At 62.5% G+C, this 13,115-nt stretch carries 15 protein-coding genes and 1 pseudogene; 5 read left to right on the top strand and 11 right to left on the bottom strand.

Annotation, left to right across the window (positions count from 1 at the left end; all coding sequences use genetic code 11):
• From QOL68_RS16025 to QOL68_RS16000, 6 genes are read right to left on the bottom strand one after another with little or no spacing between them, the layout of a single operon-like run.
• Window positions 1–393: a nuclear transport factor 2 family protein gene (locus QOL68_RS16025; protein ID WP_058454847.1), complete on the bottom strand. Its 393-nt coding sequence runs from the start codon at window positions 391–393 to the stop codon at window positions 1–3.
• Window positions 390–620 carry a biotin/lipoyl-containing protein gene (locus QOL68_RS16020; RefSeq protein ID WP_058454848.1) on the bottom strand — a complete coding sequence of 77 codons (231 nt, stop codon included), beginning with the start codon at window positions 618–620 and terminating at the stop codon, window positions 390–392. The genes QOL68_RS16025 and QOL68_RS16020 overlap by 4 nt, the downstream gene beginning before the upstream one ends.
• A 4-nt stretch (window positions 621–624) precedes the next feature.
• Complete coding sequence (locus QOL68_RS16015) at window positions 625–1,614, bottom strand: alpha-ketoacid dehydrogenase subunit beta (protein ID WP_058454849.1); 990 nt, start codon at window positions 1,612–1,614, stop codon at window positions 625–627.
• The gene (locus tag QOL68_RS16010; protein ID WP_282950061.1) at window positions 1,611–2,591 is read right to left on the bottom strand and encodes a thiamine pyrophosphate-dependent dehydrogenase E1 component subunit alpha; all 981 of its coding nucleotides are present in this window, start codon (window positions 2,589–2,591) and stop codon (window positions 1,611–1,613) included. Before QOL68_RS16010 ends, QOL68_RS16015 begins: the two co-directional genes overlap by 4 nt.
• Window positions 2,588–3,235, bottom strand: coding sequence for a glutathione S-transferase family protein (locus QOL68_RS16005; RefSeq protein ID WP_282950060.1), 648 nt, complete (start codon window positions 3,233–3,235; stop codon window positions 2,588–2,590). Before QOL68_RS16005 ends, QOL68_RS16010 begins: the two co-directional genes overlap by 4 nt.
• Before the next feature lie 10 nt (window positions 3,236–3,245).
• On the bottom strand, window positions 3,246–4,010 hold the full coding sequence (locus tag QOL68_RS16000) for an SDR family NAD(P)-dependent oxidoreductase (RefSeq protein ID WP_282950059.1): 765 nt from the start codon (window positions 4,008–4,010) through the stop codon (window positions 3,246–3,248).
• 95 nt (window positions 4,011–4,105) lie between these two features.
• Here QOL68_RS16000 and QOL68_RS15995 point away from each other — a divergent pair.
• From QOL68_RS15995 to QOL68_RS15980, 4 genes and pseudogenes are all read left to right on the top strand, one after another.
• Window positions 4,106–4,316: pseudogene (locus QOL68_RS15995) on the top strand (IS5/IS1182 family transposase); the annotation flags it as partial.
• Between the two features lie 467 nt (window positions 4,317–4,783).
• Complete coding sequence (locus QOL68_RS15990) at window positions 4,784–5,338, top strand: type 1 glutamine amidotransferase domain-containing protein (RefSeq protein ID WP_058454853.1); 555 nt, start codon at window positions 4,784–4,786, stop codon at window positions 5,336–5,338.
• A gap of 286 nt (window positions 5,339–5,624) precedes the next feature.
• A complete protein-coding gene (locus tag QOL68_RS15985) occupies window positions 5,625–6,131 on the top strand; it encodes a helix-turn-helix domain-containing protein (protein WP_058801287.1) in 507 nt (168 codons plus the stop codon).
• 301 nt (window positions 6,132–6,432) lie between these two features.
• On the top strand, window positions 6,433–6,879 hold the full coding sequence (locus QOL68_RS15980; protein WP_282950058.1) for a carboxymuconolactone decarboxylase family protein: 447 nt from the start codon (window positions 6,433–6,435) through the stop codon (window positions 6,877–6,879).
• A gap of 309 nt (window positions 6,880–7,188) precedes the next feature.
• Here the strand turns inward: QOL68_RS15980 and QOL68_RS15975 are convergent, their stop codons facing one another.
• From QOL68_RS15975 to QOL68_RS15955, 5 genes are all read right to left on the bottom strand, one after another.
• A complete protein-coding gene (locus tag QOL68_RS15975) occupies window positions 7,189–7,410 on the bottom strand; it encodes a hypothetical protein (RefSeq protein ID WP_282950057.1) in 222 nt (73 codons plus the stop codon).
• Between the two features lie 30 nt (window positions 7,411–7,440).
• Window positions 7,441–8,421: an RNA polymerase sigma factor gene (locus QOL68_RS15970; RefSeq protein WP_282950056.1), complete on the bottom strand. Its 981-nt coding sequence runs from the start codon at window positions 8,419–8,421 to the stop codon at window positions 7,441–7,443.
• A gap of 38 nt (window positions 8,422–8,459) precedes the next feature.
• Window positions 8,460–8,897, bottom strand: coding sequence for a YciI family protein (locus tag QOL68_RS15965; protein WP_058454856.1), 438 nt, complete (start codon window positions 8,895–8,897; stop codon window positions 8,460–8,462).
• A gap of 221 nt (window positions 8,898–9,118) precedes the next feature.
• A complete protein-coding gene (mddA, locus tag QOL68_RS15960; protein ID WP_282950055.1) occupies window positions 9,119–9,862 on the bottom strand; it encodes a methanethiol S-methyltransferase in 744 nt (247 codons plus the stop codon).
• A gap of 220 nt (window positions 9,863–10,082) precedes the next feature.
• The gene (locus QOL68_RS15955; RefSeq protein ID WP_204993995.1) at window positions 10,083–10,355 is read right to left on the bottom strand and encodes a DUF4242 domain-containing protein; all 273 of its coding nucleotides are present in this window, start codon (window positions 10,353–10,355) and stop codon (window positions 10,083–10,085) included.
• Between the two features lie 133 nt (window positions 10,356–10,488).
• On the opposite strand from QOL68_RS15955, the gene QOL68_RS15950 reads away from it, so the two are divergent.
• Window positions 10,489–13,074, top strand: coding sequence for an ATP-binding protein (locus QOL68_RS15950; protein ID WP_282950054.1), 2,586 nt, complete (start codon window positions 10,489–10,491; stop codon window positions 13,072–13,074).
• The last annotated feature ends 41 nt before the right edge of the window (window positions 13,075–13,115 follow it).

The raw sequence follows: 13,115 nt of genomic DNA, 5'->3' as shown, positions 1-13,115 counted from the left end.
CTATGCCTTCAATTGCTCGACCATATGCGCGGTGTCGAAATAATGGATGCGCATCGACGCCATCTTGCCGGCGTCGTCGAATTCGGTGACCTCGGCGATATGCGTCTCGAAGCGCTTGCCGCTGGACTTCGCGGTCACGGTGAAATGAAGCAAAGCGACGGCATATTTCTCGCCGCCGACCAGTTCCATCCATTTGACGACCGGTTCTTCCCAATAGCCCATGACGTGCGCGTAAAGCCGCTGCAGCGCATCGCGCCCGCGCCATTCTCCGCCATAGGGAAGCGAGGCCGGTTCATGGATGACGAGATCGTCGGCCATGAAATCGGCAACCGCGTCCCACTCGCCGCGCGCGACCGCGGCGTACATCGCCTTGCTGGCTTCGAGCGGGGTCATTCGATCGTGCCGACGAGCGCGCCGACCGGATAGATCTCGCCCTCGACCCCGATCGGACGGATGATCCCGGCGACCTGCGCCTCGACCTCGACCGTCGTCTTGTCGGTCTCCACCGTATAGATGATGTCGCCGACCTCGACGCGTTCTCCGTCGCCGAACATCCATTCGTTGAGCGTCATTTCGGTCGCCGACATGCCGATCTTCGGGATACGCAATTCCTCCGCCATCGCCTCAGCCTTTCCAGTTCACGGCGGCGCGCACCGCATCGGCGATCTTTTCCTTGTTCGGGATCCACGCCTGCTCCAGCGCATTGGCCATCGGCACCGCCGAGAAGGCGCCCCCGATCCGTGTAACCGGAGCTTTGAGCTTGCCGAACAATTTCTCGTTGAGGCGCGAGGCGATCTCGGCCCCGGTGCCGTACTGCTTCACCGCTTCGTGCAGCACCACCGCGCGACCCGTCTTTTCGACCGATGCGGTGACCGTCGCCTCGTCATAGGGTGCGATGGTCCTGAGATCGATGACCTCGACCGAAATCCCCTCGTCGGCAAGCTTGCCCGCAATTTCGAGCGCGTCGAGCACGGTGCGGCCATAGGTGACGATCGTGCAATCGCTCCCCTCGCGCGCGACCGCGGCCTTGCCGAGCGGCACGAAATGGTTCGGTCCCGGATCGTCGGATTTGAGGCCGTAGCAAAGGATATTCTCGATGAAGATCACCGGGTCGTTGCACGCAATCGCCGCGCGCATCAGTCCCTGCGCGTCCGCCGCGTTCGACGGGGTGACGATCTTCAGCCCCGCGACATGCGCGAACCACGCCTCGAGCATGTCCGAATGCTGGCCGCCGAACCCGACGCCGACGCCGGTCGTGGTGCGGATCACCATCGGCACATGGGTCTGCCCCCCCGACATGAAGCGCAGCTTTGCGGCATGGTTGACGATCTGGTCCATCGCGACGGTCACGAAGTTCATCAGCATGATCTCGGCGATCGGGCGGAAGCCCGCGAGCGCCGCGCCGACGCACGCGCCGACGATCGCCTGCTCCGAAATCGGCGTCGCGCGGACGCGGTTCTCGCCATATTTTTCAGTCAGGCCCGCGGAGATTTTGAACACCCCGCCCCCTTGCTTGGCGGCCACATCCTCGCCGAGCAGGATCACACCCTCATCCTCGGCCATCGCCTCGTCGATCGCGCGGTTGATCGCCTGCGTCATCGTGATCTGGCTCATGCCGCAATCTCCTCTTCGAAGACATCCTTGCGGATTTCCTCAGGGCCCGGCAGCGGGCTGTTCGCGGCGAATTCGGCGGCGGCGTCCATCTGGGCATCGAGATCGGCGACGATTGCGTCGAGCTCGGCCTCGGTAAACTGATGGTCGAGCATCAGCTGGCGCAGCCGCGGCAATGGATCCTCGGCGGCCATTTCGGCAAGATGCTCAGGCGGCATGTAGGAAAAGTCCGCGCCGAAGAAATGGCCCATCATCCGGTAGCACATCGCCTCGATCAGCGTCGGCCCCTCCCCCGCGCGAGCGCGATCCACCGCGGCCTTGGTCGTCTTGTACATCGCGATGGCGTCGTTGCCGTCCACCTTCACACCGTTCATCCCATAGGCCTTGGCGCGGGTGACGATCGAGTCGACCTTGGTGTGATCGGCGAAGGCCGTGTGCTCGCCATAACGGTTGTTCTGGCAGAGGAAGATCACCGGCAGCTTCCAGAGCTGGGCCATGTTCATCGCCTCGTGGAAGGCGCCGATATTGGTCGCGCCGTCGCCGAAGCAGACCATCGTCACCTTGCCGTCGCCGCAGTTCTGCGACGCGAGCGCGAGGCCGTTGGCGATCGGCAGCCCCGACCCCACGACGCCGGTGGTCACCATCACCCCGGTTTCGGGATGGGTGATGTGCATCGACCCGCCCTTGCCGCGGCACGTGCCCCCGACCTTGCCGGCGATTTCGGCAAACAAGGGGTTGAGCGGCACGCCCTTCGCGATCTGGTCATGCTGGCCGCGATAGGTGGTCACGAGATAGTCGCTGGGTTCGAGCGCCGCCATCGCCGCCGCCGAGACAAGCTCCTGCCCGCGCACGGTGTAATAGATGACCGCGAGCTTGCCGGTCATCAGCAGCGAACGGAATTTCTCGTCGGCGCGAGCGACGCGCATCGTGCGGGTGTAGATGTCGCGCAGCTTGTCGCGGTCGATCGTCGTGTCGGTCATGCAGGCTCTCCGATGCCCAGTTTGGGGTTGGCGCTGGCGGCGGCGCTGGGACGCGCCGCAACGCGGTCGCCCCAGGCAGCGAGGTTGGCGAGCGCGGGATCGAGCGGTTGCCCGACCATCGCGCCGAACTCCACGAAGGAAAAAAGCAGGATATCGGCAAGGCTGAAGCGATCGGCCGCGAGCCAGGGCCCCGCACCGACAATTCCGTCGACCTTCGCCAGCCCGTCGGCGGCGAGCCGCTTCAGGTCCGCCGCCGCATCGGGCAGGCACAGCATCCGGCTCTGGAACATCGGCAAACCCTCGGCGCCGCGGAAGCCTGCGGTCATCGGCACGACGACAAGCTGGTCGACGATCCGCACCAGCATCCGCGTTTGCGCCCGCTCCTCGGCGGTCGCGCCAAGCATCGCATGCCCGCCAACCGTCTCGTCTAGATACTCGCAGATGGCGACGCTCTCGGCGAGGCAGGTCCCGTCGTCGAGTTCGAGCAGCGGTGTGTGACCGAGCGGGCTTTTGGCGCAGAAATCGGGCTGACGATTCTCGGCCGCCATGATGTCGACGAACTGGCGATCGACCGCGATCCCCGTCTCGGCGAGGTACATCAGCACCACGCGCGGATTGGGACCGAGCGACTGATAAAGTTTCATCGCGCGCGCCCTAGAACTGGACGCGCTTGGTGAAGCCGCCATCGATGACGAGATGCGCGCCGGTCATATAGGGACAGGCGGGCGAGGCCATGAAGACGATCGCCTTCGCCACTTCCTCGGGTTCGCCGAAGCGCCCCATCGGCATCTGCGCGAGCGTGCCTTCATAGAGCGGCGGCGCCGCCGACTTGATGACCTCCCAATTGCCGCCGGGATAGTAGATTGCACCGGGCGAGACGATGTTGACGCGGATATTCTGCGCCGCGAGCGCCTGGCTCAATTGCGAGCCATAGGTGATCAGCGCCGCCTTCAGCGCGTTGAACGCCTGCGGCACGATGAAGGTCTCGACCGCGGCGGTCGACGACATGAAGATGATCGATCCCGACCCCGACGCCGCGAGCGCCTCGGTCAGCGTCTCGACGCCGTGCACGGCGCCCATGATATCCATGTCGAGCCCGCGCTGCCAGTCGCCGGTCGCGCCCTGCCCCGACGAGCTTGCGGTGTGGATGAAGATGTCGCAGCCGCCGAGCGTGTCGCGCGCCTTTTCGAGCCAGGCGCGATAGCCGTCGGGATTGCCCGTCATGTCGAACTGTTCGCCAAACACCTTGCCCGGACCCGCGGCATCGATCACCGCGACCGCGGCAGCGACCTTGTCGGCATCACGCGAGAAGAAGGCGACGTCGGCGCCCTCGGCGGCGAAAATCTTGAGCGCGGCGAGCCCTAGCCCGTGCGCGCCACCGTTGATGATCACCTTCTTTCCGGCAAGACCCAGATCCATCGCATCCTCCTCTTGTGATTTTGACGCCAACCTAGCTGGAACGGCAATCGCGAGACATCAGCAAAAATGTGAGCGGGGCAATCAGCCCACCTTCATCCGCCGCTCGCGCTGGCGACTTACAGATGATCGGCAGTCCTTCCTTTCGCGCCGACCAGCAGGCCGTGACGGCAGAGAGGGGGCTCAAGATCATTGTCTCGGTCGCTCCGCGGGGCGGGCTCACGACCAAAAATCTACCCGTTCGCGGACGGGCAAGGCTTCCCAATCCGGTTGAGCCTTACCGCCAGACAAAGCCATGACAGGCAAGCCGACAATGAACGCGAGCGCATCGGCGAACTGGCTCAAGACCGGGCAGCGAACAGGGCCGAGTCCCGGCGCATCTAGGATCGCTGCCGCAAGAGAATGGGGAAAGAAACGCGAACGGTTTACAATCGGACTGTAAACCAGTTTCGGAGAGCGCCGCTAAACGGTTGAAAACTGGTAGCGGAGGTCCGTAGCGGTCGTTACGTCACCGAAGGCGCTGCCACCTTTTCATATGAGTTTCCTCGCAACTAAGTCTTATGCTGGCCCATCTCGGACTGGCAGCTTTTGAGCGCGCCAACTCCTGGAGGGCCGGATCACAGCGGGCAACGTCGAAGCGGGAGCTTCGATCTTCTCAACATATTCTGTCGTGACGCGCGGAGAGGGTGAACTGTCGGTGCGACCTTCGGCCTATCTTTTGATCACGCAACATCTTCCCTGCCCGCGCATTGTTGAAGGACACAAGGAGAAATGACATGGCCAATCCCCTCACCCGGCGGCGCATCCTCATCATGGCGACCGACGGCTTCGAACAGTCCGAACTGGAAATTCCCCTCGAACGACTTCAGGATGCCGGCGCCGAGATCGACATCGCCTCGCTCCAGACTGGCGACATCACCGGTTGGGACGAAGATGATTGGGGCGACGAAATCGACGTTGATCTGCTGATCGCCGATGCCAACGCCGACGACTATGACGCGCTGGTGCTTCCCGGCGGTCAGATCAATCCAGACCTGCTGCGTGTCGATGCAAAGGCGATCGCGTTGATCAAGTCCTTCGCCGACGCAGGCAAACCTGTGGCAGCGATATGCCACGCGCCTTGGCTGCTCGTCGAAGCGGGTCTTGCAAATGGCAGGCGAATGACGAGCTACAAGTCGATCCGCACCGATGTCGCCAATGCTGGTGCCGAAGTAGTCGATGAAGAGGTGGTAGTCGACGGCAACATTATCACGAGCCGCTGCCCCGACGATCTTCCGGCCTTCTGCGACGCGATCGTCGCATCGCTCACGCCCGCCAGTGCCGATGCCTGACGGTGGCATTGCGGGAATCGGGATCCACCAAAGGCCATCGAGTTGGCCGACCAGGCTAATCCAAGTGTGCGCATGAAGCCGAACAAGATTGCAGGCGATCAGGCGACCCACTCCAGCGAAATCAGCCAAGCAGTCTCGGGCTCCGCCAACGGGAGCATGACACCTGCCTGCAAGAGCTCCGCCGAGCGAACTGTCCATCGTCCGGTGGGGTCCCGGCAAGCAGAAGACGGATGCGATAGCTGCCCGCGGGATCTACCCCAGGCATCTTGACCGGCGGACATGCATAATGATCCGCGAATCTTGTTTGCGCCGCCAGTGCCAGCCCGCGTGCTTCCAACAACGCGAGATACCCGAACGCACCTGGCACGTTTTCAGCTATCCGCGTCAGCGAACCTCGATGAATAACGTCCCGCCGTTCCTTGTAGAGGGCGATATGCGCCGCAAGCAAAGCCCTGTCGGAAGCGGACATCGAGGCCGGATCACGCCGCACGAGTTCGTCGAACGCGCGCGCGTCGATGCCGCGCGCGGGATGCTCAAAGCAAGTGAACGGGCGCTCAAGGCCGTCGCCTTCGATTGCGGCTTTGGCAATGCCGACCCGATGCGGGCGGCTTTCGTCCAACGACTTGGCGTAGCGCCCCATCAGTATCGGTCGAGTTTCAGGCCCGGCGCAAACGCGGCGCATAAATTGTCACAGAGCGAGGGGGTTTTTGCGGAGCCGGGAGGGCGGAAAGTTCCGAAGGGAGCTGTCGGTGACGGCGCGTATCTTTGGCCGTGTTTCAACCGCATTAGTTAAGCAGGCTCAGTGCTTCGTCGATTTCTCGGAATCGTGTCTTGGCCGATTTTGGACTGGCGGCTTTCAACACCGATTTGAAATAAGCGGACACTCTGGGGCCGTATGACGATGACGTGGCCCCTCGTTTCGCAGCGCGACCTGATTGGTACGCGGCAGCAGACGAATCTCGGGCCGTTCTTCCGGCCCCTTTCGCCCACATCCGGTCGCACCGACATTTTTTCGGGCGCGATGTCACAGCGCCGAAATCCCGCTCGTCAGGCCTGATGACGCCGATATCGGCTGAGGAAGAAAGGAAGATCAGATGAATCGGTTGAATTGGTCCGAAGTAGCCCCCGCCGGAGCGAAGGCGCTGCACGGTGTCCACCATTATATCACCAATAGCACTGCCCTCCCGACAGAGCTGATTCACCTTGTCTTCCTCCGAGTTTCACAGATCAACGGATGCGCTCACTGCATCGATCTGCACACCCGAGATCTTCTCAAGACCATGCCGGTGGGCAAGGTCGCACTGCTTCCGGTGTGGGACGAAGTCCCGCATCTGTTCCCCGACCAGTATCGCGCAGCACTGGCGTGGGCGGAGGAGGTCACGCGCGTCAGCGAGACGCATGCTTCGGACGAGGCCTATGCAGCCGCCGCCGAGGCATTCGAGCCGAAGGACCTCGTGGACCTGACGATCGCGATTGCGGCGATGAACGCCTTCAACCGGCTGGGCGCACCATTCCGGCTTCCGGTCGCGGCCAAGCCCTGAAGTGTGAGCGCCGCGCTTTTTGGCGTTGCGGTACAATATCCCTCGCGCCAGCGAAGCTATCCGCGCCATGCGACCCAGGAGGGCTCTTCCTTTCAGGAAACACGGCTCTTCATCTTACGCCCGCCCGGTTTCGATCGGGCGGGCGTTCTTTTGGGAAGCGCAAATCGCTGGTGCTTGCCGATTCCAGTCAGTTCGCTTCGAGGGCGCCAAGCATCGAAAACGGAAGCAGCCTGGATCATGCTGGCTCATCCCCTCCCTTCGATCGCTTGGCCGCATTCGACGCTTCCGGAACACGAGCGCCAAGAGCCACTACAGCTGGTCAAGATAGGAGCGAATCTGCGCGGCTTCGGCCGCGCTTTGTGCAAGTGCGATTGCACGCCCATAGGCGGTAGCCGCTTCATCGCCGCGCCCAAGCTCCGCCAGAAACTGGCCGATGGCGGCATGATAATGAAAATAGCCTTCAAGGGCGGTGGCGAGGGGCTCGGCATGGGCGAGCGCTTCGCCCGGTCCCCGCGACCGCCAGATCGCCACGGCGTGATTGAGGGCGACGACGGGGGTTGGTCACATGTCCTCCAGTACCCGGTACAAGCCTTCGATCTGGTCCCAGCGCGTGTCGGCGAAGGTCGGAGCCCGCGCGTGCATCGCCGCGATCGCCGCCTGCAGCTGATAGGGGCCGGGCTTGCCCATCCGAAAGGCGCGGTCGGTAAGCGCGATGCCTTCGGCAATAGCCGATCTGTCCCACCGGTCGCGGTCCTGTTCCTCGAGGAGGATAATCGCGCCGGCGGCGTCGAAACGGGCATCGCGCCGCGAGTCCTGCAGCAGAAGCAATGCGACGAGGCCCAAGACCTCTGGCTCGTCGGGAAAGAGGTCGAGGAGGACCCGCGCGAGCCGGATCGACTCATCGCAGAGCGGGCGGGCGCGCGCCGCCTCGTGCGACGCGGCGGCATATCCCTTGGTGAACAGGAGATAGATCATCGACGAGACCGCCCCCTGCCGCTCGGCGCGAAGTGCGGGCGACGGCGGTTCGAACCGGATGTCGGCCTGGGCGACCGCTCGCTTCGCCCGCGTGATCCGCTGTTCCATCGCCGCCTCGCTGACGAGGAAGGCGCTCGCGATATCGGCCACGGAGAGGCCACAGACAATACGAAGCGCCAGCGCGATCTGCTGGGTCGCGGCGAGCTCCTTGTGGCAGCATATGAACAGCAGGCGCAGCATGTCGTCGCCATAGGCACGTTCGTCGAGGGTGTCGGCGATCTCCTCTTCGGCATCGCCCGGCGGCGCGGCGATCTCCTCGGGCAGCGAAGTCTCGCGAAGCGCCCGCCGGACGGTGTCGATTCCTGCATTTGCGCCAACGCGAACGAGCCAGGCCAGCGGATCGCGGGGCGTTCCTTGCTCGGCCCAGTGGCGGAGCGCGCGGAGGCAAGCCTCCTGGAAGGCCTCCTCCGCCGCCTCGACGCTGCCGAGGCGGCGGAGGAGCGCTGCCATGGCCCGCGGCCGCGCCGTCCGCAGCACGGTGTCGATCCAGTTCGGGTCCTGGGTCATCTTCGTCTCATCGGCGACCGATCCGCGGGTGCGGGCACTTACATATAGCGACCGTGCTGCTGCTCGATATCCTTGGCCAACTGTTCCGATTGGGCATCGATCTCCGGCGTCGAGACCTCGGCGAAGTCTTCCATACCGAAGAGCGGCCGGATCTCTAGATCCGAATCCGACATCTGGGGGTTAGGGCAGCGCTTGGCCCATGCGATCGCCTCCTCCATCGAGGCCACTTCCCAGATCCAGAAGCCCGCGACCAATTCGCTCGTTTCGGCAAAGGGCCCGTCGGTGACCGTGCGGGTTTCGCCCGAGAAGCGGACCCGGACACCCTGCGAAGAGGGCTTGAGGCCTTCGCCTGCGATCATCACGCCAGCCTTCACCAACTCCTCGTTATAGTTCATCATTGCGGCGAGCAGTTCGGGCTGCGGCATCGCTCCCGCTTCGCTATTCTTGTCGGCCTTGACCAGTACCATCACGCGCATTGTTCATCTCCTTCTCCAGGGGTTGCGGCCCAAGGACGGACGAGCATCAGCGATTCCGACACCGCCGAGGAAGATTTTTCAAGTGCCTCTCAACCGGCCACGATATTCCGCCAAATCTACATGCTGACTTTGGCGGATAGCGCACGATCGGCTCGGAGGTCCGGGGCGCGAAATGCCGTCGATAGGTTTGATCGACGGCATCGCATTGAACCCGCGAGGCGTTAGACAGCCCTTCTCCCGATCGCCGGCAGCATTTTTCCGACACGCTGCTGGTAACGCCGATATTCATCTCCAAACTGATCGAGCAGATCTCGTTCTTCATAGATGAGCGCGATGAAGATGTAGGAGGACATGCCGAGAGCGAAGAGCAGATGACCAACGGTCATCACGGGGGTTGCCCAGAATGCAATCAGGAAGCCGAGGTACAAAGGGTGCCGGACAATCCGGTACAAGAGCGGTGTCCGGAATTGTGGAGCGGCGGCGGCTCTGCCGCGGACGTAGAGCCACGTCTGCTGGAGCCCGAACAGTTCGAAGTGATTGATCAGGAAGGTGCTTGCGAGGACAATCAGCCAGCCCGCCGCAAACAGCAACCAAAAGATCGTCTTAAGCGACGCGCTGTGCGCGTGCCAGACATCTCCCTCGATCGGATGCCACAGCACGAACAGCACCGCCAACGCACCGCTCGCGAGCAGTACATAAACGCTACGCTCGCTCTGCGCCGGCACAAGGCGCGACCAGACCTTTTTGAACCAGGGCCGGGCCATGATGCTGTGTTGCAGCCCAAAAAGCGCGATCAGGCCAACGTCGACAAGGACGGCGATTGCGACCGGTGCCTCCGGCCCGCCCGCATCGACGCGGCGCGGAATCTGGGGCAAGTCTGCGAGAAAGGCTATCAGATACAGAAAGACGCCCAGAAAGAGCGTGTAGGCGGTGCCCGAAAACAGCATGGAGAAGAGCTTCTTCATATCCTGTCTCCCAAAGGTTATCGTGTGGAATATGGACAAACCGGAGGGCAAAGGTCGCGCCGGTTATCGGCCCGACCTTCGCACCGATGCCGCAGGCATCAAATGATCGGCGAGATGTCGATCACCATTCCAAGCAGCATGAATTCGAGTAGCGAAGTCAGCGTGACGACGGCTGCAAAGGCGATTTCAATATATTTTTCCTGAGTCATTTTCGGTCCGTTCAATAATAGAAATAGGGGTCGAGCACGCGGACTTCGCTCACGGCATCCACGGGCAGCATGTTGGCGGCGGCGGTTTCGCCGATCGCTTCCGCATCGGGCGCATCATAGATGCAATATGTCTTGCGTTTGTCGGCGGACACATAGCTGTGGATCCACGTCACACCGCGCGCGGCATTATTGTTCACGACACCCACACAGGCGGAGGCCCCATCGCAATCGGTGGGGATATTGAGGCCGGCGGGAAACGAGCGTTCGACGAGATAGCGGGGCATTTTCATTCTCCTTGTTGCTGAATGCAGGCTTTATCTGGACGAACTGCGGAGCGAGCACATCGGCGGAACTCCCTATTTTGGGATTCTGAATTCCCTATTTTTGAGCCCCGATTTCTCTTAGAAACCGGCTGTCATGCTGCTGGAACGCGACGTTTACCTCGATCAGCTTGAGGCTCTTCTTGGCGAAGCCATGAAAGGTGCCGGCCGCGCTGCGTTCGTCGCGGGCGAAGCCGGCATCGGCAAGACCAGCCTATTGGCCGCGTTCTCCGAGCGCACAGGGTCAAGCGTGCGGGTCTTGCATGCGGCGTGCGAGGATCTCTCCGCTCCCGAGACGCTAAGTCTTCTTCGCGATCTGACTATCGTCGATCAGCGAGGCCTTGAGAATGCCGAGCGCGGGCAGTCGCGTCTTGCGCTGTTCGCCGAAGTCCTTGCAAACCTCGCCAGCGAGCCGACGGTGCTGATCCTTGAGGACATTCACTGGGCTGACGACGCGAGCCTCGATTTCATTCGCTTCATCGGACGGCGGCTGACGAGTACTCAACTCCTGCTATTAGCTTCGTCGAGGAACGACGGAAGCGATGCGAAGCAGCGATTGCACCGCGCAGCTGCCGATGTCCCGGCTGCTGCGAGGACATTGATCGAACTGCCGCGATTATCGTCCGTTGCAGTCGGCAAGCTCGCTGCGGCACGCGGCCTGATCGGGCATGCCATCCACGACGCCACGGGCGGCAATCCGTTGTTCGTCAGCGAAATGCTCTCGGCGAAGGGCGAACGCCCGGCAATGATCGACGAACTCGTCGCCTCAAAGACGGCCGCCCTTTCGGAGGCGGCGCGCGCGCTGATGGAGCTGTGCTCGATCTACCCGCGACGGACGCCCTATCAAGCGATCGCGGCAGCCAACATCGTCGAAGCCGCGATCGACGAATGCCTTGCCTCAGGCATGTTGGTACCGGCCGGCGACGGGCTTGGTTTTCGGCATGAGTTGATCCGTCAGGCCGCGGAACATTCCCTGCCCCCGTTCCGGCGGCAGCGCTTGCATGCTGCGGCGCTCGCCCAGCTGGAGATCAACCGGGGAAGTGCTGCGCGGTGTCTGCACCATGCGTTGGGCGCGAATGACAGCGCCAAGATCCGGGTGCTCGCCCCTGCGGCCGCCGAAAAAGCTTCGGCGATGGGTTCGCACCGGGCGGCCGCACAAGCATGGCGTTCGCTTCTGGATCTCGACGGCCTCAACGGCGAAGCAGAAGCGCAGGCGCGCGAACGATACGCGTTCGAACTTCACATGTTCGGCGCTCTATCCGAAGCTATCGACCAACAGGCGTCTGCCATCTCGATCCATGCAAGCCAGGGCGCAATGCTCAAGGTGGGCAATTGTCAGCGCTTTCTGTCGCGCCTTCACTATCTGAACGGCCAGCGGGCTGCCGCCGAAGCGACAGGCAGTGCAGCCGTCGCGTGTCTTGAGCCTTTCGGTGAGAGCGCGGAGCTCGCGCTGGCCTATGCAAATCTGGCTCATCTCGCGATGCTTGGCGAAGACATGCAGCAGTCCGTTCAATGGAGCGAGCGGGCGGAGAAGATTGCCCTGCGGTTCGACCGTACCGACATTCTGGCGACCATCTATAACAATTGGGGCACGGCAATCCAGTTTGCGGACCCGGTGCGAGCGGCGGAGATGGTGGAGCGCAGCATCGAACTTGGACTTGCGGCGGGCACTCAGGAGCATGTCGCAAGAGCCTATACCAATCTGGGCTGGCTCAAGCTCCAAGGACTCGACCTGGAAGCTGCCGAAAAGACGCTCGTGCAAGGTGAATCCTACTGCATCGACAATGAACTCAGTGTGTGGCGCGACTATATGGCTGGAACTCGTGCGCTCGCACTCGTCCAATTGGGTCGCTGGGAAGAGGCGGAACAAATCTCCCGGGAAATAGTGGCGCGCGACGACAATACGCTCCTCATGCGCAATCCTGCGGTTCGCGCCCTCGCCCAAATACTCGTCAGGCGCGGAGATCCCGGGGCGGACGTGCTCATTGATGAGCTGCGGCGCCACATGGATCAAGGGAAGGAGGTGCCGCGCTTTGCGCCCTATGCATCATTGTCGGCGGAATTGGCCTGGACTTCCGCAAGGCAATCTGAAGCCGCTTTGTCGCTCATCGACGAAGCCATCGATATGCTGGGGCCCGACCACAATGCCCATATGCGGCAGGAACTCGAATATTGGCGGAGCAAGCTTCGAGCGGAACCACCGAGACCTCTCAGGCCGGCTGCCATCGCAAAATCGGATGATCTGCATTCCTTGGTCCAGGCCGCGGCCGACCATTGGACCTGCAAGGCAATGCCGTTCGAAACAGCATTGGCCCTCTCGCAAGGGGACGATTTGCAGGCGCGGATGTCCCTCGAGATACTCGCCAAACTGGGCGCGACCGCCACTGAAGCGAGGGTCCGCTCCGAACTCGCGGCGCGGGGTCTCACGACCGGGTCTCGGGGCCCGCGCGCTTCGACACGCAGCAATCCCTATCAACTAACGCGGCGCGAAATGGAAATCCTGCAGCACCTCGACCGGGGACTGACCAACAAGCAAATCGGAGACACGCTGTTCGTTTCGGCCAAGACCGTCGATCACCACGTAACGTCAATTCTAGGCAAGCTCGACGCAAGAAACAGGGGCGAGGCTGCGGCAAAGGCCCGGCGCGAGAGGTTGATTCCCGAGGCGGATGGCAAGCCCTAAAGGACTTAGCCGTTGTCTTGCGCGGGCAGAATAGCGACAGC

The organism is Sphingopyxis sp. Geo25, from assembly GCF_949769135.1.
Taxonomy (GTDB): domain Bacteria; phylum Pseudomonadota; class Alphaproteobacteria; order Sphingomonadales; family Sphingomonadaceae; genus Sphingopyxis.
This window is presented reverse-complemented; position numbering and strand designations above follow the sequence as displayed.

What these genes read in the sequence shown, in the direction of transcription:
- QOL68_RS15950 (WP_282950054.1), top strand. Translation starts at nt 10,489, where the DNA reads ATGCTGCTGGAACGCGACGTTTACCTCGATCAGCTTGAGGCTCTTCTT.
- QOL68_RS15980 (WP_282950058.1), top strand. Translation starts at nt 6,433, where the DNA reads ATGAATCGGTTGAATTGGTCCGAAGTAGCCCCCGCCGGAGCGAAGGCG.
- QOL68_RS15990 (WP_058454853.1), top strand. Translation starts at nt 4,784, where the DNA reads ATGGCCAATCCCCTCACCCGGCGGCGCATCCTCATCATGGCGACCGAC.
- QOL68_RS16005 (WP_282950060.1), bottom strand. Translation starts at nt 3,235, where the DNA reads ATGAAACTTTATCAGTCGCTCGGTCCCAATCCGCGCGTGGTGCTGATG.
- QOL68_RS16010 (WP_282950061.1), bottom strand. Translation starts at nt 2,591, where the DNA reads ATGACCGACACGACGATCGACCGCGACAAGCTGCGCGACATCTACACC.
- QOL68_RS16000 (WP_282950059.1), bottom strand. Translation starts at nt 4,010, where the DNA reads ATGGATCTGGGTCTTGCCGGAAAGAAGGTGATCATCAACGGTGGCGCG.
- QOL68_RS15985 (WP_058801287.1), top strand. Translation starts at nt 5,625, where the DNA reads ATGATCCGCGAATCTTGTTTGCGCCGCCAGTGCCAGCCCGCGTGCTTC.
- QOL68_RS16015 (WP_058454849.1), bottom strand. Translation starts at nt 1,614, where the DNA reads ATGAGCCAGATCACGATGACGCAGGCGATCAACCGCGCGATCGACGAG.
- QOL68_RS15955 (WP_204993995.1), bottom strand. Translation starts at nt 10,355, where the DNA reads ATGCCCCGCTATCTCGTCGAACGCTCGTTTCCCGCCGGCCTCAATATC.
- QOL68_RS16025 (WP_058454847.1), bottom strand. Translation starts at nt 393, where the DNA reads ATGACCCCGCTCGAAGCCAGCAAGGCGATGTACGCCGCGGTCGCGCGC.
- QOL68_RS15970 (WP_282950056.1), bottom strand. Translation starts at nt 8,421, where the DNA reads ATGACCCAGGACCCGAACTGGATCGACACCGTGCTGCGGACGGCGCGG.
- mddA (WP_282950055.1), bottom strand. Translation starts at nt 9,862, where the DNA reads ATGAAGAAGCTCTTCTCCATGCTGTTTTCGGGCACCGCCTACACGCTC.
- QOL68_RS15965 (WP_058454856.1), bottom strand. Translation starts at nt 8,897, where the DNA reads ATGCGCGTGATGGTACTGGTCAAGGCCGACAAGAATAGCGAAGCGGGA.
- QOL68_RS16020 (WP_058454848.1), bottom strand. Translation starts at nt 620, where the DNA reads ATGGCGGAGGAATTGCGTATCCCGAAGATCGGCATGTCGGCGACCGAA.